This window comes from Rubrimonas cliftonensis, from assembly GCF_900107585.1.
Taxonomy (GTDB): domain Bacteria; phylum Pseudomonadota; class Alphaproteobacteria; order Rhodobacterales; family Rhodobacteraceae; genus Rubrimonas; species Rubrimonas cliftonensis.
Map to the genome: position 1 here is coordinate 110441 of NZ_FNQM01000008.1, position 21959 is coordinate 132399.

13 protein-coding genes are annotated in these 21959 nt (G+C 73.3%); 10 read left to right on the top strand and 3 right to left on the bottom strand.

All coding sequences use genetic code 11. The features are described 5' to 3' along the window. Positions 1-42 precede the first annotated feature (42 nt). The 4 genes from BLW43_RS13625 to kdsA all read left to right on the top strand — a co-directional run bounded on the left by BLW43_RS13625 (position 43) and on the right by kdsA (position 4887). The gene (locus tag BLW43_RS13625) at positions 43-2133 is read left to right on the top strand and encodes an NAD(+) synthase (RefSeq protein ID WP_093254324.1); all 2091 of its coding nucleotides are present in this window, start codon (positions 43-45) and stop codon (positions 2131-2133) included. Positions 2134-2166: 33 nt separating this feature from the next. After that, positions 2167-2574, top strand: coding sequence for a type II toxin-antitoxin system VapC family toxin (locus BLW43_RS13630; RefSeq protein ID WP_093254259.1), 408 nt, complete (start codon positions 2167-2169; stop codon positions 2572-2574). 206 nt (positions 2575-2780) lie between these two features. Continuing rightward, positions 2781-3881 (top strand): KpsF/GutQ family sugar-phosphate isomerase, encoded by a 1101-nt coding sequence (locus tag BLW43_RS13635; protein ID WP_093254261.1) that lies wholly within the window; start codon positions 2781-2783, stop codon positions 3879-3881. 148 nt (positions 3882-4029) lie between these two features. Continuing rightward, a complete protein-coding gene (gene kdsA, locus BLW43_RS13640) occupies positions 4030-4887 on the top strand; it encodes a 3-deoxy-8-phosphooctulonate synthase (RefSeq protein ID WP_093254262.1) in 858 nt (285 codons plus the stop codon). A 6-nt stretch (positions 4888-4893) separates the two neighbouring features. On the opposite strand, the gene BLW43_RS13645 is transcribed toward kdsA, so the two are convergent. Genes BLW43_RS13645 through BLW43_RS13655 form a run of 3 tightly spaced genes read right to left on the bottom strand, consistent with a single transcriptional unit; the run spans position 4894 to position 7972 of the window. Next, on the bottom strand, positions 4894-6054 hold the full coding sequence (locus BLW43_RS13645; protein ID WP_093254264.1) for a glycosyltransferase family 61 protein: 1161 nt from the start codon (positions 6052-6054) through the stop codon (positions 4894-4896). Beyond that, complete coding sequence (locus BLW43_RS13650) at positions 6047-6631, bottom strand: hypothetical protein (RefSeq protein ID WP_093254266.1); 585 nt, start codon at positions 6629-6631, stop codon at positions 6047-6049. Before BLW43_RS13650 ends, BLW43_RS13645 begins: the two co-directional genes overlap by 8 nt. Before the next feature lie 12 nt (positions 6632-6643). After that, the gene (locus tag BLW43_RS13655; protein WP_175478908.1) at positions 6644-7972 is read right to left on the bottom strand and encodes a glycosyltransferase family 4 protein; all 1329 of its coding nucleotides are present in this window, start codon (positions 7970-7972) and stop codon (positions 6644-6646) included. 223 nt (positions 7973-8195) lie between these two features. On the opposite strand from BLW43_RS13655, the gene BLW43_RS13660 reads away from it, so the two are divergent. From BLW43_RS13660 to BLW43_RS13685, 6 genes are all read left to right on the top strand, one after another. After that, positions 8196-10451 carry a hypothetical protein gene (locus tag BLW43_RS13660; protein ID WP_175478909.1) on the top strand — a complete coding sequence of 752 codons (2256 nt, stop codon included), beginning with the start codon at positions 8196-8198 and terminating at the stop codon, positions 10449-10451. Continuing rightward, complete coding sequence (locus BLW43_RS13665) at positions 10432-15375, top strand: glycosyltransferase family 4 protein (protein WP_093254271.1); 4944 nt, start codon at positions 10432-10434, stop codon at positions 15373-15375. Before BLW43_RS13660 ends, BLW43_RS13665 begins: the two co-directional genes overlap by 20 nt. Before the next feature lie 43 nt (positions 15376-15418). Continuing rightward, positions 15419-17944, top strand: coding sequence for an FkbM family methyltransferase (locus tag BLW43_RS13670; RefSeq protein WP_093254273.1), 2526 nt, complete (start codon positions 15419-15421; stop codon positions 17942-17944). 5 nt (positions 17945-17949) lie between these two features. Continuing rightward, entirely contained in the window at positions 17950-18612 is a 663-nt protein-coding gene (locus tag BLW43_RS13675) for a 6-phosphogluconolactonase (RefSeq protein ID WP_093254274.1), read from the top strand. Positions 18613-18677: 65 nt separating this feature from the next. Continuing rightward, entirely contained in the window at positions 18678-20972 is a 2295-nt protein-coding gene (locus BLW43_RS13680; protein WP_175478910.1) for a class I SAM-dependent methyltransferase, read from the top strand. Between the two features lie 88 nt (positions 20973-21060). Further along, positions 21061-21909 carry an FkbM family methyltransferase gene (locus tag BLW43_RS13685; RefSeq protein ID WP_175478911.1) on the top strand — a complete coding sequence of 283 codons (849 nt, stop codon included), beginning with the start codon at positions 21061-21063 and terminating at the stop codon, positions 21907-21909. The last annotated feature ends 50 nt before the right edge of the window (positions 21910-21959 follow it).

Genomic DNA, 21959 nt, shown 5'->3' on the forward strand with positions numbered 1-21959 from the left:
CCTGTGCGCCGGAGGATGCGCCGCCGCCTGTGGGACCGCTCCATGACGCTTGCGCCGCCGCCCGGCTTCTTCAACGCCCATGATCAGGGCTTCGTCCGCTGCGCCGTCGCCGCGCCGAAGGTGACGCTGGCCGACCCGGCGGCGAACGCCGAGGCCATCGCCGCGCTGGCGGAGACGGCGGCGGCCGACCATGTCGCGGTGCTGCTGACGCCGGAGCTGGGGCTCTCGGGCTACGCCATCGACGACCTGCTGCACCAGGACGCGCTGCTGAATGCGGTGGAGGCGGCGCTCGCCGCGCTCGCGGCGCGGACGGCGGCCTTGGGCCTGATGCTGCTGGTCGGCGCGCCGCTGCGGCTTCAGGGCCGGCTGCACAACTGCGCCGTGGCGCTGCACCGGGGCCGCGTCCTCGGCGTCGTGCCCAAGAGCTACCTGCCGAACTACCGCGAGTTCTACGAGGCGCGCTGGTTCGCGCCCGCCGCCGCCGCCGCCGCGACCGAGATCACTGTGGCCGGCCAGACCGCGCCCTTCGGCGCGGACCTCATCTTCGAGGCGGAGGACGTCCCCGGCCTCGCCGTCGCCCTGGAGATCTGCGAGGACGTCTGGGTTCCGGTCCCGCCCTCGGCGCTGGCCTGCATGGCGGGCGCGACGGTGGTGGCGAACCTCTCGGCCTCCAACGCCACGGTCGGCAAGTCCGAGTTCCGCCACGCGCTCTGCGAGGTCAGCTCGGCGCGCCAGATCTGCGCCTATCTCTACTCCGCGGCGGGGGAGGGCGAGAGCACCACCGATCTCGCCTGGGACGGGCAGGCGATGATCTACGACCTCGGCGAGATGCTGGCCGAGACGCCGCGCTTCGCCCGCGCGCCGCAGATGATCACCGCGGACGTCGATATCGAGCGCCTGCAGGCGGAGCGGCTGCGCGCGACCAGCTTCGCCGCCTGCGCGCGCGAGACGCCGGGCGCGACCGACCCCGCGCGCTGGCGCCGCGTGCGCTTCTCGCTCGACCCCGTGCGGGTGCGCGACGTCGGGTTGCGCCGGGCGGTGGCGCGCTTTCCCTTCGTGCCGGCCTCCTCGGAGCGGCTCGACGCGCTCTGCGCCGAGGCCTACGCGATCCAGACCGACGGGTTGCGCCAGCGGCTCGAGGCGTCGGGCGTGAAGCGCGTCGTGATCGGCGTCTCGGGCGGGCTCGACAGCACCCAGGCGCTGCTGGTTGCGGCGCAGGCGATGGAGCGGCTGGGGCGGCCGCGCAGCGACATTCTCGCCTACACCCTGCCGGCCTTCGCCACCTCGGCGAAGACGAAGGCGACCGCCTGGGCGCTGATGCGGGCGCTGGGGGTGACGGCGCGCGAGGTCGACATGACGCCTTCCTGCGTTCAGATGCTGCGCGACATCGGCCACCCCGCGGCCGACGGCGCGGCGCAGTACGACCTCGCCTACGAGAACGTGCAGGCCGGCGCGCGCACCAGCTTCCTGTTCCGCGCCGCCGGCCACGAGGGCGCGCTGGTGGTGGGCACCGGCGACCTGTCGGAGGCGGCGCTCGGCTGGTGCACATACGGCGTCGGCGACCACATGAGCCACTACAACCCGAACGCCTCGATCCCCAAGACGCTGATCCAGCACCTGATCCGCTGGGAGGCCGCGCGCGCGGGCTTCGGGGCGGAGGTCTCCGCGGCGCTGCGCGACGTGCTGGCCACGGAGATCTCGCCCGAGCTGGTGCCGGGCGAGGGGGAGGGGCCGGGCCAGCGCACCGAGGATTTCGTCGGCCCCTACGCGCTGCAGGACTTCAACCTCTACCACGTCACCCGCTACGGGATGCGGCCCTCGCGCGTGGCCTTTCTCGCCTGGCACGCCTGGCGCGACGCGCAGGCGGGGGCCTGGCCGCCGGGCCTGCCCGAAGACCAGCGCCGCGCCTACGACCTCGAGGAGATCGCGCGCTGGCTGCGGGTGTTCCTGAGCCGCTTCTTCGGGACGAGCCAGTACAAGCGCTCGGCCATGCCCAACGGGCCGAAGCTGAGTTCCGGCGGCGCGCTCAGCCCGCGCGGCGACTGGCGCGCGCCGAGCGACGCCGGCCCCGCGGTCTGGCTCGCGGAGCTGGAGGCCCGGCTGGGCGCCGCCGGGTCGGCGCCGCCCCTTTGACGCGGCCTCCCGCCGCGCTTCGGCGCCTGCGTCATCGACGCGAGCGTGGCGCTGAAATGGCTGGTCGGCGAAGCAGGATCAGACGCCGCGGCCGCATTGCTGGACGGCCCCGCGCTGCTGGCGCCGGAACTCATCCATGTCGAGATCGCCAATGCGCTGTGGCGCATGGCGCGGGTCGGGCGCATCGCCGAGGCCGACGCCGCCGATGCGCTCGCGCTGCTTGCGAGGCTGCCCCTGCGCCGGCGCGTCGCCGATCGTCACCTGGCGCCGGAAGCGCTGCGGCTGGCGCAGTTGCTGGACCATCCCGCATGCGACTGCCTCTACCTGGCGCTGGCGATGGACGCCGGCGCGCCGGTGGTGACGGCGGATCGTCGCTTCGTCGCGGCGGCTGCGCGTGACGCGGCGAGCGCGCCTCTCGTCGTCGATCTCGCCGCGCTGTAGCGATGCGCGCCATGGTCACGCGCTTTCCGGAGCGCGGCTGCAATTTCCCATGGGCGGGCTTCAACGGGCCGAGGCCCGGACCGGGAGGGGCGCCTTTCCCCGCGGGGAAAGGGCTGCGCGCCAGACGCCGGGTGCGCGGCGGGCGGCGGCTTCTTTCCAAGCATGGCGCGGCGGGCTATGCAGCGGGCCGCGCAGCGGAGAACCCGATGACGTCAGACGCCGCATCCCCGAGCATCCCTGAGACCGCCGCCGAAAGGGCCGCCGAAAGGGCCGTCGAGAAGGCCGCCGCGGAGGCGAGCCTCGACGCCGCGCCCGAGGCCGATGTCGGCGCGTTCGGCCTCGACGCGCTCGACGCCGCTGTGGAGGGCGTGGCGCGGCTGCGCGCGGCGCTCGCCGCGCCGCCCCTGAGCGAGGCCTTCGCCGCCGCGGTCCGGCTGATCATGGGGCTGGAGGGCCGGCTGATCGTCTCCGGCGTCGGCAAGAGCGGCCATGTCGGCGCCAAGCTCGCGGCGACCTTCGCCTCCACCGGCGCGCCGGCCTATTTCGTGCATCCCACCGAGGCCAGCCACGGCGACCTCGGCATGATCCGCCGCGAGGACGCCATTCTCGCGCTGTCCTGGTCGGGCGAGACGCGCGAGCTGACCGACCTCGTCGCCTATTCGCGGCGCTTCGCCGTGCCGCTGATCGCCGTCACCGGCGGCGCCGGCAGCATGCTGGCGCGGGCGGCGGACGTGGCGCTCGTGCTGCCGGCCGCGCGCGAGGCCTGCCCGCACAACCTCGCGCCGACGACCTCGACGCTGATGCAGCTCGCGCTCGGCGACGCGCTGGCGGTGGCGCTGCTGCGCCGGCGCGGCTTCAGCGCGACCGATTTCCGCGACCTGCACCCCGGCGGCAAGCTCGGCGAGCAGCTCAAGACGGTCTCGGCGCTGATGCTGCGCGGCGAGCACATGCCGCTGATCGCGCCCGACGCGACGGTGGAGCGCGCCATCGGCGCGATCACCTCGAAGGGCTGCGGCATCGCCGGCGTGCTCGACGCGGGCGGGCGGCTCGTCGGCGTCATCACCGATGGCGACATCCGCCGCTTCGTGGAGCGCCACGCCGAGACGCCGATGCGCCAGGCGCTGACCGAGAACAGCGCGGGCGACGTCATGACCCGCGATCCGGTGATCGCGGCGCCCGACATGCTCGCCGTCTCGGCGGTGGCGGCGATGGAGGCGCGGCGCATCTCGGCGATGTTCGTCGTGGAGGACGGCCGGCCCGTGGGCGTGGTGACGCTGCTGCAGTTCCTGCGCTCGGGCGTGGTCTGAGCGCCTGCGCGCGTGAGCGTGGTGTGAGCGCCTGCGCGCTCGGGGTTCTGTCTGAGCGCCTGCGCGCTTGGGGTTCTGTCTGAGCGCCTGCGCGCTCGGGCGTGATGTGAGGCGCGCGCCGGCGGCGCGGCGGGGGAGGAGACTTCAGATGACCGAGTTCAGGCGCGTGACGGTCGACGGCCCCTCGGGGCCCGTCGTCTTCGCCTCCGACGCGCCTTTCGCGCTGATCGCCGGCCCCTGCCAGATCGAGAGCCGCGACCATGCGCTGAAGATCGCCGGGGCGCTGCGCGCGACCGCCGACGCCGCGGGCGTGCCGCTCGTCTTCAAGGCCAGCTACGACAAGGCCAACCGCTCATCGGCGCACGGCGCGCGGGGCGTCGGGCTGGAGGCCGGCCTGCGCATCCTCGCCGACGTGCGCGACGCCATCGGCGCGCCGGTGCTGACCGACATCCACGCCGAGACCCAGGTCGCCGCCGTCGCCGAGGTGGTCGACATCCTGCAGATCCCGGCGTTCCTGTGCCGCCAGACCGACCTGCTGCTCGCCGCCGCCGCCACGGGGCGCGCGATCAACGTCAAGAAGGGCCAGTTCCTGGCGCCGTGGGACATGGCCAACGTCGCCGACAAGCTGGTGTCGGGCGGCTGCGAGAAGGTGCTGCTGTGCGAGCGCGGCGCGTCCTTCGGCTACAACACGCTGGTCAGCGACTTCCGCGCGCTGCCGGCCATGGCGCGGACCGGCTGGCCGGTGGTGTTCGACGCGACGCATTCGGTGCAGCAGCCCGGCGGGCTCGGCGCATCCTCCGGCGGCCAGCGCGAGTTCGCGCCGGTGCTGGCGCGGGCGGCGGCGGCGGTGGGCGTGGCGGGGCTCTTCATCGAGGCCCATGACGACCCCGACCATGCGCCCTCGGACGGGCCCAACATGCTGCCGCTGGAGTGGATGGGCCCGCTGCTGGCGGAGCTCACGGCGCTCGACCGGCTGGCCAAGGAGAGCCGGTTCCGCGGGATCTGAGCCCGGTCAGCCGGCCTCCAGCGCGTCGAGCGCCGCGGCGGCGGCGTCGAGATCGACCAGCATCGCGCTGTTGTTGGGGTCCGACCGGGCCAGGAACGACCGGCAGCGCAGCCGCACGACCCGGTTGCCGAGCGCGCCGTCGGCTTCGTCGAGGTGGTGGCGGGTGTAGTTCTCCGACGCGAGCATCAGCACGCGCCGCCCGCCGACGCCGAACAGCAGGTTGAACAGCGCGCCGCCGAACTGGCCGGCGATGATCCCGGCGCCCGCGAGACGGTCGAGCTGGGCGCGGAAGTCGAGATCGCCGAGGTTGACGCAGCGAAAGCCCCGCGCGGTCAGCATCGCGATCAGCGCGCGCTCGTTCAGCACCGCGCGGTCCCAGAAGAACGCGTCGTGGCGGGTGAGATAGATCCGCTCGCCGGTCTGCGGCGGGGGGCCGTCGGGAAACAGCCGCTCGCGGAAATCCGCGATGACCGGCGCCGCCGCGGAAGGCGGATAGTCCGACGCCCAGAGCGCATCGGCCGCGATCCAGCCCGCCTCGGGCTTGAGGAACAGCTGCTCCGGCCCGATCCCCAGCGCCTCGAACACGGCGCGGCGGCGGGCGTGGACCTCGCGCGAGACCAGCAGCCTCGGCCGGGGTTCGGGCATGCGCCACCAGACATGCAGCCGCGACAGCACGTCGATGATGAAGTGGGTGTAGGCGTCCTCGGCGTAGGTCGAGAGCAGGAACAGCGGCGTCTCGACCCGTTCGACCGTCTCCGGCGGACCGATCAGCCGCGCGCCCTCGGGGCCGACGGCCACGCCATGGGGCGTCAGCACATAGCGCCGCCGCGCCGGGTCGGCGGCGATCTCGGGCCAGAATCGCGCGGCGGTCCGCAGCAGGAAGGCGTCCTCGCCCAGGAAGACGGCCCCGCGCCGGCCCACCGTCGCGCCCTCCAGCCGGAACAGCGCGACGTCCTGCGCCGGGGTCGGCCGCGGAAAGGGCCGCGACGGGGCGTCGTCTCCCGGCGCAAGTTCGGCGAAGCGCATGTGCGTCCCGCCCTCGAAGCGCCACGAGGCGGAAAGCTCGGCGCGCGCCGGCGGCCCCCCGCGCCGGCGCGGCAGGGCGAAACGGCCGCGCAGCAGCGCGCCCGCGCCGAAGGGCTCCGCTCCCGCCGCCTCGTCAATCATAGGCGAAATATCCGCTCAGCGTCGTGGCGTCGCCGATCGGTGCGCGCAGCGCGATGGGCGCGCGCAGCGGCCCGCATCCCGCAACGGCGCCGCCCTCGGCGAGGAGCAGCACGGAGGCCGGCCTGCGCGGGCCCGCGGCCATCGCGGCCAGCGCCGGGCCGAGCGTGGGATTGCGCCGCGCCGCGGCGCGCGAGACCCCCAGGCTGAGGCAGACCGACCGCGCTGCGGCGACGCGCGCCGCAAGCGCCTCCGCCGCGCCGGGCGCCGGGGTTCCGGCGCCGACGAAGGCCACCGCCACGCCGGGGCGCAGGTCCGCGCGGAACGCCGTCGGGTCAGCCGGCCCCGCCAGGCCGTCGACGGCGTCGAAGGCGTGCACCACGAGCTGATCCGAGGCGCGCTTGTCGTTCAGGAACAGGTGCTGGAGATAGGCGCAGAGCAGCAGCAGCCGCCCGCGCGGGCCGAGCTCCGGCGCCCAGACCGCGAAACGGTCGGCGAAGAAGGCGTCGAGGTCGCGCTCGCGGCTGCGCAGGGCGCCGCCCTCGATGCGGAACGTCTTCAGCATGGCGTCGAGGCGCAAGGCGGGGCCGCTTCAGGAGGCCATGACGCGCGCGTAGCACGCGTCGATGGCGTCGGCGACGCGGGCCTCGCTGAACGCCTCCGCCCGCGCGAGGCCCTTCGCGGCGAGGGCGCGGCGCAGCGGCTCGCTGTCGGGCGCGCTGAGCCGGCGGAACGCGTCGCGGATCGCCGCGGTGTCGGTGGGGTCCACCAGCAGCGCGGCGTCCCCGGCGATCTCGGCGGTCGAGCTGATCGAGGCGGTCACGACCGGCGTGCCGCACAGGAACGCCTCCAGCACCGGCAGGCCGAACCCCTCGTAGAGCGAGGCGAAGACCAGCGCCCGCGCCGACCGCATCAGCGTGATCATCTGGGAGAAGGGCAGGTAGTCGAGGTAGATGATCCGCGGCGAGCGCGCCATCATGTTGACCACGTCCTTGAACTGCCAGGCCTGCCGGCCCACCACCACCAGCGGCTCGGGCACGCCGGAGGCGAGATAGGCCTCGATGACGCGGCGCAGGTTCTTCTTGGGCTCGATCGCGCCGACATAGAGGTAGAAGCCCTCGCGGGTCAGCGTGTCCACGTTGCCGGGGGCCTTGTTGGCGGCCTCGCCGAGCGGCGCGTGGAAGGCGTGGGCGAGCTCGATGTCGACGTCCTCGCGGCTCTTGGACAGCAGTTTCCCGGGGATCGTCACGCTCTGGTAGGTGTTGGTGACCTTCTCCGGCGCGGCCGGCAGCATGCTGAGGATGTCGTCGCGGCTGCATTCCGAGACGGTCACGACATGGTCGGCGTCGCGGACGATCTTCCTGAGCAGGCGGTAGTAGCGCTCCTTCCGGTCGAGCGTGGCGTAGGGCAGCTTCAGCGGCACGAGGTCGTGGAAGGTGTAGATGTTCCTCGCCCCGCGCAGGCGGATCGGGATCGGGTAGGTCCAGTGGGCGATGTCCACCGGCTCCGGCGAGACGACCTCCAGGAACCCTCCGGTCAGGCTGAAGCGGTGCTGGGCGGTGCGGAACAGGTCGCGCCAGTTCAGCACCGCGTCGCAGTCGGGCCGCTGCTGGTGGCTGTCGCGGATGACGAGGCCGGTGTCGGGCACGAGGGCGGGGCGCGCCGTGCGCACGACCCGCGCCAGCGCCCGCGTCTCCCGCACGATGTCGAACTTCGCCGGCGGCGCGTCGGCGAACATCGCCTCGCGCAGCACCGCGTCGCCCCGCTCGGGCGCCTGCTTGCCGTAGAGCGCCACCAGATGGTGGCCGAGCATCTTCACGCAGACGCTGAGGTTGCGCGAATAGGTCGCGACGCCGGTGCCCTGCTCCAGCGCGAGATTCATGCCGTCGATGAGGATGCGCAGAGGGCGGGAGCGTGGCACAAGGGCCTCCGGTGCTGAGGGGGCGGGCGCCGGCGGGGCGCGGGTCGCCGTGCTTAGTGTCGCCGCCGGCGGGCGATGACAAGGGCGCGGCGCCGGATCGACCGCCCGTGCGTTGATATCCGACGCGCCAGCGGCCATGGTGCGACGCGCCGCGGGGTCTCGTTCGGCCCTGTCCCGCGCGCCCCCAGGCGCCTCCCTCGTCAACTTGGTGGACGCACAAGCCATGTTCTTTCGGAAGGCAGCCGCTCCGTCGACGGCGAGGCAGGCCCGGGGCCCCGTTTGCGGCGTGGCGCTGGTGGGCGACGGCGCCGACGCAGGCTGGGAGGACGCGTTGTGGACGGCGCTGAACGAATGCGCGCCGGCGTGGCGCCTCGACGTCAGCGCGCCGCCGCACGCCGCAGGCGCGGCGTTCCGGCGCGCGGTCGCGCCCGGCGATGTCGCGGCGGCGCTTTCGGCCGCGCTCGACGAGGCGGCGGCCTCCGGGGAGGGCGCGCTCGCTCTGGTCTTTCCGAGCCTTGCGGCGGCGACGCTCGTCGGGGCCGCCGCCGGCCGCGCCGGCCGGGTCTGCGTCGCGCCGCCGCGCATCGCCCCCGGGGACGCCGCGCCGCTTGCGCGGCTTGCGCGGTCCGGCCTGCGCGTCGGGCTGTGGTCGAGCGTCGGCGTGGATCTGTGGGCGCGCACCGAGGCGGATCTCGACGCGCTGCGCCGGGCGGGGGCGGGGGCGGTCCGACTCGGCGCGCTGGAGGTCGGCGCGCCGGCGCCGCTTGCACAGGCGGCCGACGAACTGCGCGCGGCGGGGCTGCTTGGGGGCGTCGTCGCGCTGGCGCCGGGCGCGGCGGCGGCGGACGGTCTGAGCGCGCTGGCGGCTTTCGCCGACGCGCTGGCGGCGGCGGGCGCGGCGGGGCCGTTCACGGCGCCGCCAGGATCGGCGCAGGCGATCGACGCGGCGTCCGGTCTCGCCGCCGTCTCCATCGGCGCGGCGGAGACGGACGGCGCGGCGGACCTGGCCGTGGTCTGCGCCGACGATCCCGGACATGAGGAGCGCGCTGCGCGACTGCTGGCGCAGGGCTGCGCCGTGATCCTGCTTTGCGGCGACGAGGCGCGCAGGCTCTCGGCGCCCGCCGCGCCGGACGCGCTGGCGGACCGACTTCGGGCGGCGCTCGGGATCCCTGCGCAGGCGCCTTCGGTCGTCGGCGCCCGTCTCGCCGAGCGGCTCGGCGTCTCGGTCGCCGTCGATCGGGCGCTGTTCAACCCGTGGACGCGCCTCTTCGTCCTCGACGCCGACGTTGCCGGAGACGTCTCTCCCGATGATCTGGGCGGCGACATCTCGGCGCCCGGCGGTGGCGGCCTGGTCAACGCCTGGGCGCGGAGCGTGGCGCCGCGCCCAGGCTATGCGGCGCGCCTGCGCGCCTCGGCCGTGCTTGCGGCGGGCGTGGAGCCGGAAGATCTGTCGGTGACGCTCGGCCTGCGCGGCTGGCCGGTGGCCCGCCTCTCCGGCGACGTCGCGCCCAGCGTCGAGCGCAGCGGCCTCATCGCGCTGCAGCCGGACGCGGCGGGCGGCGCGCGGATCGATTTCTGGGGCGAGCCGGGGGACGCGCGGCTGCAGGTCGGCCGCAGGCAGGTGGTCGCCGAGCCTGTCCGCGCCGACCCCGGCCGCCCCGCCACTTTCTCGACGACGCAGCCGTTCCCGTTCGACCGCGAGACGCTGACGACGCTGCCCGAGGCGGGCGTCGGCCAGAAGTTCACGGCCTTCGCGGCGCTGACGGCGCCGGCGCGGCCGAGCTCGGCGCGGCTGGCGGCGATGCGCGACCGCTTCGCGGGCCGCGAAGCCTGGCTGATCGGCAACGGGCCGAGCGTGCGTCTGGCGGACCTCGACCGGCTGCAGGACGCCGGCGCGCTGTGCTTCGGCTTCAACCGCTTCCATCTCGCCCATGACCGGACCCGGCTGCGCCCTGCCTTCACCGTCACCGCCGACCGCCAGATGATCGAGGATTTCGGCCTCGAGATCGTGGCGTCGTCGGGCGGCATGGTGTTCGTGGCCAACGACCGCTGCCCCGATCTGGCCGGGGACTACTGCTGGGTGAGGCAGGTCGGGATGTTTCCTTCGCTGTTCTCGCGCGACGCGTCGCGGTTCGTGACGCCCGGCGGCTCGTCACTCTACGTGGCGATGCAGATCGGCTACTTCCTGGGCGTCCGGAAATGGCGCGTTTATGGCGCCGACTTCGCGTTCCGCTTCGAGCCCAGCCTGCGCGGCGGCGACGTGTTCCGCGCCGCGACGGGCGACGGCAACCATTTCATCGCCGGCTATCGCAGCGGCCGCGCATGGTGCCCACCCTCGATCGAGAACATCATGCCGTCCTTCCTGGCCGCCCGTCAGCTGATGGAGGCCGAGGGCGGCTTCATTCGCAACGCCACCCGCGGCGGCGCGCTGGAGGTGTTCGAGCGGGAGGAGTTCGACCATGCCCTCGCAGCCGTCTGAGCGCCGACGCGCGCCCCCGGAAGGACAGGCGCCGACGCCCGGCGCCGAATTCCGGCTGCGCATCGCGGTTCTGGGCACCAACAACGACAAGATGTACTCGGGCGGGCGCTATCATGCGCTCATCATGGCCTATGTCCTGGCGCGGGCGGGCCATGACGTCACGGTGGCGACCAACCGCCGGCCGATCTTCGTCGACGACCTCGAGCCGATCAGCCCTGGCGGCGTGCGCTACGCGTTCACGCCAGATTTCGCGCGCGCCATGCCGGAGGGCGCGTTCGACTACGTCCTCCTGACGCCCACCGGCGTGTTCAACCCCGTGTTCTACGAGAACGCGCTCGACTTCGCGCGCGGCGCCGGCGCGCGGCTGGCGCTCATCAACTTCGAGTCGGCCAACTGGTTCAACGCGACTGCGCCGGAGCCGCGCGACCCGCGGCTCTGGGACTACTGGCGGCGCGCGGTGTTCGAGGGCGGCCTCGTGATCTCCAGCGCGATGGAATCCGACCGGATGGCGCGGGCGTTCTACGCGCCGCTCAGCAAGGGCGGCGTGGGCTTCGAGGTCTGCGGCCCGGCGATCAACGACGTCGCGGCGGCCCCATCGCTCGACGCGCCGAAGGACGGCGCGGTGGTGGCCTTCGTGCGCGCCTCGGACCGGCACAAGGGCGGCGCCGACCTCTTGCGCATCCCGCCCGAGGTTCTCGCCGGGCGCACGCTGCGGATCGTCTCCGGCGGTCCGGCGGACGATGATTTCCGCCGCGCCCTCGAGGCGCGCTTCACGCCCGGGAGCGGCTGCGCGCTCGCGTTCCACGCCGCCATCCCGGACGCCGAGAAGTTCCGCCTGCTGGCCGCCGCGCAGGCGGTGCTGTTTCCCAGCAGGTTCGAGGGCTTCGGCTATCCGCCGGTGGAGGCCTGCCATGCCGGCGCCGAGGTCGTCTGCTACGATCTCCCGGTTCTGCGGGAGACGGTGGGCGCGACGGCGCATCTTGCGCCGGTCGGCGACGTGGACGCTCTCGCCGGCGCGCTGCGCCGGGCCCTGGCCCGGCCTGAGCGGCGCGAGACGCTCAGGCGCTCGGTCGCGGGGCTGGCGGGCGTCGACGCCGTCGGGGCGCGGCTGACCGACATCCTGCTGCGCCGCCATGACGCGACGCCGGTGGTCAGGCGAAAGAGGCACCGCGTGCTCTGGGGGCCTTTCGCGGACGCGCCGCCGGCCCGGACGGTGCGCGCGGCCGCCGATGGGAGCCTCGCCGCCGCAGCGCCGGGCGCGCCGGCCTCGACCGTCACTGCGTTCCACACCCCGGCGGGCGATGTCGTGGTCTCGTTCTTCTTCTCTGCGCCCGGGCGGGTCGCGACCCTGCGCGAGGAGGGAGGCGCGGCGTTCACGGAGGTGCATGTGCGACGGCTCTGGCCGGTCGGCGGCATGGCGCTGCAGCAGGCGACCGGCCGCCTTGCGGCCGAGGCCGTCGGCCGCCGGCTGAGGCTGACGGCCCTCGATGCGTCCGGCGCGGCGGTCGCCGGCTTCGAGGTCGAGATCGCCAGGCCGGGACCGCCCGCGCGGGTGGCGCTCGACATGGTCGGCGTCGAGCCAGACGCGTCCGGCGCGACGCTGACCTGGGCCGTCGATCCCGCGGGGGGCGTGACCGCCGGCGCGATCAGCGTCGACGGAGAGCGCTGGACGCCGGTGACGGTCGAGGGCGGACGGATCGCCGCGCGGGTGGAGACGCCTGCGCCGCACCTGACCGGGGCGACGCTCTATCTCTACGGCGACACTGCGCCGCTGGGGGCCTATGGCGGCTTCCCCACCCTGTGCGGCGGGCAGCGCCAGCCGCTGGCCGCCGTCGAGCCAGCCGCGCCGCTCACGCCGCTGCGCGGGGCGCGGCGCGGCTGGCGGCATGGCGTCGCCCTCTCGCCGCGGGGTCGCTGGCTTGGCGCGCTCGCCTGCGCGCCGACGTCGGCGGCGCTGGCGCTGCGGGCGGGCTCGGTGGTCGCGTTCGCCTCCGGCCGGGAGCTGACCGTCGCCGCGGTCCGCAGGACGCCGCGCCTGACGCTGGCGCTTTTCGATGCGCCGGTCGAGGCAGATGCGGATGTGGGCTCCGAGGGCGACGGGCGTGCGATAACGGCCCATGAGCCTGCGCCGCAAGCGGCGGCTTTCAGAGCAGAAGCGTCGACGCCCTCCGATGGCGCGCCGCCCGAGACCGCGCTGCTGCCTTCCTGGGTCGGCGGCGTCTGGCGCGGCGACGGTCCGCTGTCGGGCCGCTGCGTGGCGCTTGAGCGCCCGCTTCTGGAGCGAATGCTGGCCGCGGGCGTTGCCGCGTTGTGGTTTGCGGGCGCTGGAGAGCGGCGGGTGGAGCGGCTGTTCCGCCATGCCGACGGCGCGCTGGCGTGGCTCGACGCGGCGCTGCCGCCCTTGGTCGAGGCGGCGGCGGGGTCCCTTCCGGCCGACGTCGCGCCGCCGACTGCGCAGGGGCGGTCCGTCGCCCCTGTCGATCACGCCGGGGACGGCCGGCCGGAGCCCGGATCCCTCTCGGCGGCGCGCGGCGACATCCTGTCATTGCCGGGCCTGGGGCGTCTGCGCGCGCCGGGGCGGCGGCGCGCCGGGGGCGGCTCCGGGGTTGCGCCGGATGCGGCGGTCGGCGACGGCGCCGCCGCGGCCGGGGCGGAGCCGCGACGTCTGGCGACGGGCGCTCTGGCGACGGGCGCTCTGGCGGAGGGCGCCGGCGCGCCGCTGGTCCACGCCTCGCCGGTCGTGTCGGCGCGGGCGAGCCGGCTCGACCGGCTGGTTGACGACTACCGGCGGCGCGGAGAGGGTCGGGCGGCCGCCGCGACGGCGACGGCGGCGCGCGCCGAAGACCGGCCGCGCGTGCTGTTCGCGTCGCTGGCGTCGCCGACGCCTGCCGATCAGGGCAACCGCGTGGTCACGCGCAACCTGATCGCCCATCTCGTCGGGCACGGCTTCGACGTGGATCTGGCGCTGGTCGGCGACGCGGACCCCGCGGCGATCCGGTCGGCGTTCGGCGACCGCGTCAGGGTGTTCGCCTGGCCGTTTCCCGAATGGGCGTCGACGCCGGGCGCCGCCTTGCGCCGGCGGATTCTGCGGGAGCTGCGCGACACGCCCTTCGGGTCGATGGAGAAGGAGCTTCGCGACGCCCTGATCGAGCATTGCGCGCGCCATCATCCGTACTTCATCGTGCCTGACGCGGCGGCCCGCATGGCGCGGGCGCTGTTCAGGGCGAACGCCTACCATTCCATCGTCTGTAATCATACGCACATGGCGCGCATCGCCGAGGAGCTGGCCGCCTGCGGACCCCTGCCGCCGACGGCGATCGTCACCCACGACGCGCTGTCGCGGCTGCCCATCGAGCACGAGGGCGGCCCGCTGGACACGATGTACCGGCTGTGCGCCCCGGAGACCGAGCGCGCCGTGCTGGACGGCGCGCCCGGCGCCGTCGTCGTCGCCATATCGCGCAGCGAAGCGGACTACTTCCGCGCCATCGGCGTGCGCAACCCCGTCGAACTCTGCGAGTATGACGGCTTTCTGGAGTGCCGCGGCTATGCGCTGACGCCGCGCGCCTTCGACCGCCGCCGGCTGGTGTTCCACGCCAGCGGCAACCCGATGAACGTCGCCGCGATCCGCTGGTTCGAGGCCAACTGCTGGCCGGCGATCCTCAGGGCGGCGCCGGACGCGCGGCTGCGCGTCTGCGGCGGGGTGTGCCGGGCGTGGCGGCCCTCGACGCCGTCGGTCGACATGCGCGGGACGCTGTCGCGCGAGGCGCTGCTGAGGGAGCTTCACCACGCCAGCGTCGCGATCAATCCGACGCTGGCGGGCACCGGCCTGAAGATCAAGACCGTGGAGGCGGCCTGTCTCGGCCTGCCGGGCGTGTTCCTGCCGCCGGCCGTGGAGGGGCTGGAGGACGTCGCGGAGGCGTTCGGCGTGGTGTGCGGCGACGCGCGTTCCTTCGTGGACGCCTGCGTGGCGTTGCTGACCGATCGGGACCGCTGGGAGGGCCTGCGCCGCACCGCCCTGGCCTTCAGCGCCCGGCGCTTCTCCGATGAGGCGATCTACGCCGGGCTTGACGCGCACATGGGCTGGGATCGCGGCGCCGAGGCGCGCCGCGCCGCGCCGCGCCCGCCCTACGCGGCCGGTCCCCCGGAATCAGAACCCCGGGAGACCGGGCCCGGAGCGCCTGGACCCGGAGACGCCGGTCAGGCGGCGACGCTGGCGGCGACGCTGGCGGCAGGCGCGCGCGCGCTTGCCGCCGGCGACGTCTCGGCCGCGTTGCACCATGGCGCCGTCGCCGCCGCCGCGCGCCCCGACGCCGCGGCGGCCCATGCGCTGCTGTCGCGCGCCGCCGACGCGGTCGGCGACCTTGTCTCGGCGGAGCGCGCCCGGCGTCACGCGCTGCTCGCCGCCCCCTTTGCGCAAGGGCCGGCCGTGGCGGCGCAGACGCCGCGCGGAGCCTTTTCCGGCGCCGAGGATGTGGTCCATGCCGCGCCGCTGGGTCGGACCTTTCGCCTGCCCGCAATCGTCGCGCCTGGCGTGTCGCCGGGCCTGGGCTGGAGTCATGTCGAGAAATGGGGGGCGTGGATGGCCGCCGGCTACGCCCGGCTGGCGCTGGAGGTCGACGCCCCCGCCGGACCGCTCCGGGCGCGCCTGACGCTGAACGCCGCGCGTGGCGGCTTCCTGCCCCTGCAGGAGGTGTCGATCCAGGCCGACGGCCGGCCGTTCGGAAGCCTCCGCCTCACACGCGACAACAAGACCGCGCCGATCGAGGGCGCGCTGCCGGCGGCGCCGGCGGGGCCGCGCCGCATCCTGCTGGAGTTCCGCGTGCGCGACCCCGCCCCGTTCCGCAGCGCCGACGACGACCGCATTCTCGACTGGCGCACCCTCGGCGCCGGCCTGCTGGACATCCGCCTCGGAGACCCGCCATGAGGGCTCTCCGAAGTCGGCGCCGGCCATATCAGGAACAGCGATCATGCCTTCAGGCAACGTCTCCTCGCCCAACGCCGACGCCTGGCGGAAATTCGAGCGGCTGACCCCGCCGGTCACGGCGCGGGTGTTCGAGGCGATCATCGAGAACGCCTACCGCGCCGTGCTGCGTCCCGGCGACTGGGCCGTGGACGCCGGCGCCCACCGGGCGCGCCACACCATCCCGATGGCGCGCTGCGTCGGCCCGCAGGGCAGGGTGGTCGCCATCGAGGCGGCGAGCGCCATGCGCGACAAGCTCCGCGCCGCGCTGGACCAGGCGGGCGACCCCGCCGTTCAGGCGATCGTGGAGATCGCCCCGTTCGCGGTCTGGTCGGAGCCGGGCGTCGCCGAGTTCACCTATTTTCCGAAGATCGGCAGCGGGCAGAGCAGCCTGCGGGCCCTTCCCGGCGCCACTGCGCCTTCCGAGAAGGAGACGGTGACGCTGGCGCGGATCGACGATCTGGTGGCCTCGCCGGAGAAGGTGCGCTTCATCAAGCTCGACGTCGAGGGCGCCGAGCACCATGCCCTGCTGGGCGCGACGGCGACCCTGCGCGCGGGCCGCCCGATGCTGGCCATGGAGTTCGGCAACGCCGGCGCGGCCGAACGGTTCGGCTATGGCCGCGACGCGTTCTTCGCGCTGTTCCGCGACGCGGGCTATGCGCTTCACACCGCGCTCTGCGGCCCGATGACGCCGGAGATGTGGGGCGTGCCGGGGCCCTACTACCTGTTCGGACTGCCGGAGGAGAATCCTGGGGCGCTGGCGGGCGTGCTGGCGCCGTCGCTGGTCGCCGCGCTCAGCGACGAGTGCCTCGCGACGGCCGCCCTCGCCGCCGCGCCGAAGGACGCGCCCGGCGCCGATCCCGTGGCCGCCGGCCCGCCGACGCCGCTCTGCGCCGGTCTCGACGCCGTCGCGCGGTCGGTCGTGTTCGAGGCCCTCGCCCACGCGCCGGTCGCGGCGTTGCGGCTGGAGGTGTGCGGCGCGACGGTGGCCGAGCTTCGCGACGCGCCGGCCGGCCGGCTGTCGCTGACGGGCCCATGTCCGCCGGAGGCGGGGCCCGACGACGTGCTGCGGGTGATCGTCGGGGCGGACGTGACGCTTTCGGCGCCCCTGGGCGCGCTCGCCGACGTGACGCCGCCGACCCTGCGCGTTTCGGCGACGGAGGTTGATTTCACGCGCGAGACGCTGCGGGTGCGGGGCTGGGCGGTCGCGCCCGGACCCGCCTTCGGCGTGCATCTGCATCGCGGCGGGCGGCGCGCCGCGGCGGCGGTCGTCGGGCAGTTGCGGCGCGACGTGGCGCGCGCCAATGCGTTCCTGCCGGCCGATGCGGGCTGGATGGCGGCGGCGCGGATGCCCGGTCTCGCCGAGGAGGGCGGCGCCGAAGGGGGGCCGGCGCTGGACATGGTGCTCACCTGCGACGGCCGTGTCGCAGGCGTCGCGCGCGTATCGCTCGGGGATCGGCGTCCGACCGCCGAGGAGGCGACGATCGCGCGGCTGCGCCGCGCTGTGCGCGCGAAGGCCGTCGCCGCGCCGCCTGAGCGCGCGCTGCGCCTCATCGCGTCGGACGCGTTCCGCAAGCGCTGGGCCGTCGCGCCGGAGGGGCGCGCGGCGCACGCCCGCGAGGCGCTTGTCGAGACCGTCGCCGCCCGGCTGACGCCGGGCCGCGAGATCGCCGTGCGGCTGGCCAGCGGAGACCTGGTGTGGTGCGATCCCATCGCCGACACGGTGATGGCGCGCGCCTTTCTCGCCGATGCGGGCTATGAGGCCGGCTTCGTGGCCTGGGCGGCGCGTCAGGTCCGCCCGGGCGACGCGGCCATCGACGTCGGGGCCGCCTATGGCGTGGTCAGCCGGGCGCTCGCGCGCCGCGGCGCGCGGGTCGTCGCAGTCGAGCCCGAGCCCTCCTCGGTCGCGCGCATGACGCGGTCCGGCCTGCGCTTCGGCGACGGGAGCATCGACATCGTCGAGGCCGTGGCGGTCGAGGCGGCCGGTCAGGCGGTGTTCGGCGCCTTGCCGAACTCGAACATCGGCGCGGCGCGGGTGCTTGAGAACGACGACCCGGCGACGGTGAGCGACTACGCGCGCTCGCTGTCGCTGTTGAACGAGCGCGTGCTCGACCCGATGCTGACCGCGGCCAAGGCGCGCCGCGCCTACAGCGCGGACGACGTCGCGGTGATCCGGCGCGAGGCGGTGACCATCGACGGGCTTTGTTCGCGCTTCGGCTTGCGCGACGTGGCGCTCATGAAGATCGACGTGGAGGGCGGCGAACTGATGGCGCTGCGCGGCGCCGCGGCCCTTCTCGACGGCGCTTTCGGGACGCCGCCGCTGGTGGCGTTCGAGTATTCCGACCTGTTTCCGCAGCGCGGCGGCGCGCTGGGAGACGTGCTGGACGTGTTCCTGTCGCGGGGCTGGCGGCTGTTCCGCTTCGAGCATGAGAAGAACCTGGGCGGCGCGCTGCTGCCGGTGACGGGCCCTGACGACGCGCCCGAGCATGACAACCTGGTGGCGGCGCCGCCGGGCCGCGCCCCGGCGCCCTGAGGCAGATGTCGGTCCGCGTCGTCTCCTGCGTCGACCGTGCCGCCGCCGAGGCGGCCTGTGCGGCGCGTCTCGCGGCGCTGCTGGGCGCGGCGCTGGCCGACCGCGCCGGCCGCGTCGGCCTGCTGGTCTCGGGCGGCGCGACGCCGACGCGGGTGCTGCCGCTGCTTCTCGCCGAGAAGCTGGACTGGGACCGGGTGGACATGCTGGCCAGCGACGAACGCCTGACGCCGCTCGATCACCCGGACAGCACCGAGGGCATGGCGCGCGGCCTGCTGCGCCGTTTCGGGCGCGGCGCGCGGTATCTGGGCCCGGGAGGACTGACCGACCCGGCGGCGGCGGAGCGGGCCTGGCGAAGCGCCATCGCCGCGGCGCCGTGGCCGCTGGCGGGAGGGCTGATCGGCGTGGGCGCGGACGGCCATGTCGCGTCGCTGTTTCCCGGCAGGCCCGAGATCCTCGACGCCGGGCTGAGGACGGCCTTCGTGCCCGAGACGCCGCCCCATGCGCATCCGCGTCTGACGCTGGGGCCGGCGGCGCTCGCGCAGGCCGGGGAGCTTGTTCTGGTGGCGGGCGACGCGGCCAAGCGCGCTGTCCTGGCGCGGGCGGGCGCGCCGCTGGCCCTGTTGTCGGCGGCGATCGACGTGACGGCCTTCACGGCCATCGGGCCATGAAGCCTTGTGAATCTATGGCCCCAGCCTGGCGCATCGTCTATAGCCGCCATAGCGCATTAACGAGGATGACGCACGACATCATGGACAAGACTTCTGTAATTGGCGCAATTAGTGTTTGCGTCCTGGAGCGGCGCAGTCGGATCCTGCGAGTCCATGGATGGCTGACGGCGCCTTTTGAAAGCGCGGTGTGCCAGTTAGGCGCCTTCGGCTCTCAGACCGTGCATCGCAATGTGCCGCGGCGCGATGTCGTGGAGCGCTTTGGCATGTCCTCCGACGCGAGACCAGGCTGGCGCGTAGAGGTGCGTCTTCCCGAGTTGCCCGACCCCGCCGCCCGGTTCAGGATAACTTTCCTCTTGGCCGGCAAAGTAGTCGCCATGCTCGAGCGGACGGTGACGGTGGACAATGATGGCGTCCCCGAGTTTCACGAAGCGCTTTTCGCGCAGTTTCATGCGCTGAACGCCGAAATTGCGGCTTCGAGGGCGCCTGTGGAAGGCGGCATGTTTTTCTTAAGCACCGACGCTTTCGGCGCCGATGTTGCGCCTACGACCGTCTACGCCGCCAAGCGTGCGCATTTCCGCGACGCGGTCCGGGGCCGTCTCCAGGGTATCGAAATCGGCTTCAACGGCGGCCACTCTGCGCTCATGGCGCTGTCTCTCAACCCGGAGCTGCGCTTGACGGCGGTGGACATTGGCCATCATCCCTATACCGCGTTGGCGGCGCGTTTCCTGAAGCGACTCTTTCCTGAGCGCTTCAGGTTTGTCGAGGGTGATTCCCGCGAGGTTGTTCCCGCCCTGCGCCTTGCGCTGGTCGGCGCGCGCTTCGATTTTGCGCATATAGACGGTGGGCATACGCCGGAGATCTGCCGCGCCGACATCTCCAACGCGCTGACCATGACGGCCCCGGGCGGTGTCGTTGTGGTCGATGATCTCGGCGATCCAGCGCTGCTGGCCGTCACAGCTGAGTTCGAGGCGGCGGGGCTTCTCGAGCGGGTCCCGGGCTTCGAGGAGATCTTGGAAGCGCGCCATGGCGTGTTCGTCGCGCGCCCAGTCGGTCTGGATGCGGACCGTTCCCTGGGCGCCGGTGAGTTCGTCAACGTCGCGGTTGCGCCGGTCAGCGCCGCAGACGACGCGCAAGCCGACGCTGGCGGGGAGACGCCGCTAGTCCTGCTGCGCCGTCTCTGCGGTGCAGAACCGGAGCGGCGACGGCTTACGTTTGATCTGTTCCGCGCGCTGTCGCGATCAAAGGAATTCGAGTTGCTGAGCGCGCTTGGCGAGAACGTGCTGCCGTTCAAGGTGGGTGCGGCCGACGCTCAGCGTTACGGCCTCGCCTTCGAGGCGTGGTGCGAGGCGGTCTATAGCGCCGCGCCGCGCCGTACGGCGACGGAGGCGGTCGCGGCCATGTGCTTCGCCGACGCTGCGCTCAACGGGGAGCGCCCCTGGAACACGCTCTATCTGGGGGCGACGGTGTTTGGGACCGCCGGCCTCGTTCCGGCCGAGGCCTATTTTCTGCGGGTGGCCGCGATGGACGAGACCATGATCTCGACCAATGCGCATGGCGCATCCTCTCTGAGATTGATGCTTCCCCCTGCTCCCGCAGCGCCGTCGCCCTTCGACGACCTTGATAATGTTGCGTTCGCTGCGGCTGATCTGGCCGATGGGCCGTTCGTGCATCTCGTCGCGTGCGATTGGCGCTACTGGGAGCTGTTCAGCAATGAATTGCTGGGTTCGGCGGCGCAGGTCCGATCTTCGGCCGTGCTGCATGTGCACATCCTGAATCCCGAGCAGCCACTCGAAGCGTTGCGTTCGAAGGCCCGCGCGGACTATCCGGAGCTCGCCCTGAACCTGTCAGGCCATAGCGTGCGGCTTCCCGAGGCGCTGGCGGCGCAGTGGGACGGCATGAACGCGCGAGCCCTCTACACCTGCATGCGGTTTCTCATCGCGCCCCATGTTCTGAAGCGCTATGGGAGGTCCGTCCTGATCACCGAGTTCGATGCGAACCTGAACAGCAGCATCGCGCAGGTCGATATGCTCAACCAGGATGCCGACGTCTTTCTTTGCCACTATCGTGAGAACCAGCAAAATCATTTTCCTTGGAACCAGATTTGGGCGGGAACGCTGCTGCTAAAGCATACGCCTGGTGCGATTCGATATGCGGAAATGGTGGCTCAGTACTGCAAGCATGTATTCGCAGCGGGGACTGCGGAGAACCGGCCCATGTGGCACATCGACCAGAACGCCTTGTTTGTCGCCGCCGAGCAGGCGCGCACCGCCGATCCGAGTATTCGCTTCGCGCAGTTCGCCGATGCTGCGCGCCCGATCAGCCGCAACTTTGGCAATGTCTTCGCCGTCCGCGGCGCGTGAGGTGGGGGCCAGGCTGCCGCTTCGTCGCCGCTTGATCACCCCGGTGGTCTGATCTAACACCACAAGCCTCGGTGGACAGGCCATGTGCATGATGGACGGGACCATGATCCAGACAGGCGGCTTCCTTGCCGCGCGACCGCACAGGAATTTCGTCGAGTTCCGCAATATCCTCCTTGATCCAGAACTGCCGGAGATCGGCAGGAAGAGTTTTTACGAAGACATTCTGGCGGAGCTCATCCGCAGCAAGGTCGGGCGTGGCGAAACAGTGATGGACTGTGGCGCAAACGCCGGACGGCACGTGTTCAACTTCGTCAGAGCGCTTGGCGGAGAAGGGGAGTGCATCGCCTTCGAGCCGAACCCGGCGATGGTCGCGGTTCTGCGATCGCGGCTCGACGGACACGCGCTGGCCTCTGCCGTACGGATTGTAGAGGCGGCGGTGGGGGCGTATCCGAGCGAGGCGCAGTTCCTCGTCTACGAGAACGAGCCGGCGGTCAGCCGCATGACCACCTCTCCGGCGCCGGCGGGAGAGCATTCCATCAGCGAGATCACGGTCCCGGTGCTGCGACTCGATGATGTGGAGCGCGGCGGGCGCGTCTCCTTCGTCAAGATCGACGTGGAAGGACACGAGGTCCCGGCCCTGATGGGCGCGCGCGGCATCCTCGGCGCAGATCGCCCGCTGGTGTTCTTCGAGTGCAACATGACGGACATGCTGGCCAGCCACGGCCTTGCGCTGTTCGATCTGTTTGCGGAGGTGGATTATGCGGTGCTGTCGGCCGCCGGACAGCATGTCGATCACGCCTGCGCGGACAAGCCGCTTCCCACCAACTTTTTTGCAGCGCCGACCGAGCGTCTTGGCGAGGCGGCGGAGGCGCTGCACTTCGCAATTCTGAAGGCTACGCTGAAGCTGTTCGCCGGACGGCGGATCGCCGATGGCTAACCCGCCCTGCGCCGGCCCGGCCCGGCGCGGTGGCTTCGGGGCCTTCAGTG

What these genes read in the sequence shown, in the direction of transcription:
- BLW43_RS13665 (WP_093254271.1), top strand. Translation starts at nt 10,432, where the DNA reads ATGCCCTCGCAGCCGTCTGAGCGCCGACGCGCGCCCCCGGAAGGACAG.
- BLW43_RS13625 (WP_093254324.1), top strand. Translation starts at nt 43, where the DNA reads ATGACGCTTGCGCCGCCGCCCGGCTTCTTCAACGCCCATGATCAGGGC.
- BLW43_RS13645 (WP_093254264.1), bottom strand. Translation starts at nt 6,054, where the DNA reads ATGATTGACGAGGCGGCGGGAGCGGAGCCCTTCGGCGCGGGCGCGCTG.
- kdsA (WP_093254262.1), top strand. Translation starts at nt 4,030, where the DNA reads ATGACCGAGTTCAGGCGCGTGACGGTCGACGGCCCCTCGGGGCCCGTC.
- BLW43_RS13660 (WP_175478909.1), top strand. Translation starts at nt 8,196, where the DNA reads ATGTTCTTTCGGAAGGCAGCCGCTCCGTCGACGGCGAGGCAGGCCCGG.
- BLW43_RS13680 (WP_175478910.1), top strand. Translation starts at nt 18,678, where the DNA reads ATGACGCACGACATCATGGACAAGACTTCTGTAATTGGCGCAATTAGT.
- BLW43_RS13670 (WP_093254273.1), top strand. Translation starts at nt 15,419, where the DNA reads ATGCCTTCAGGCAACGTCTCCTCGCCCAACGCCGACGCCTGGCGGAAA.
- BLW43_RS13675 (WP_093254274.1), top strand. Translation starts at nt 17,950, where the DNA reads ATGTCGGTCCGCGTCGTCTCCTGCGTCGACCGTGCCGCCGCCGAGGCG.
- BLW43_RS13635 (WP_093254261.1), top strand. Translation starts at nt 2,781, where the DNA reads ATGACGTCAGACGCCGCATCCCCGAGCATCCCTGAGACCGCCGCCGAA.
- BLW43_RS13685 (WP_175478911.1), top strand. Translation starts at nt 21,061, where the DNA reads ATGATGGACGGGACCATGATCCAGACAGGCGGCTTCCTTGCCGCGCGA.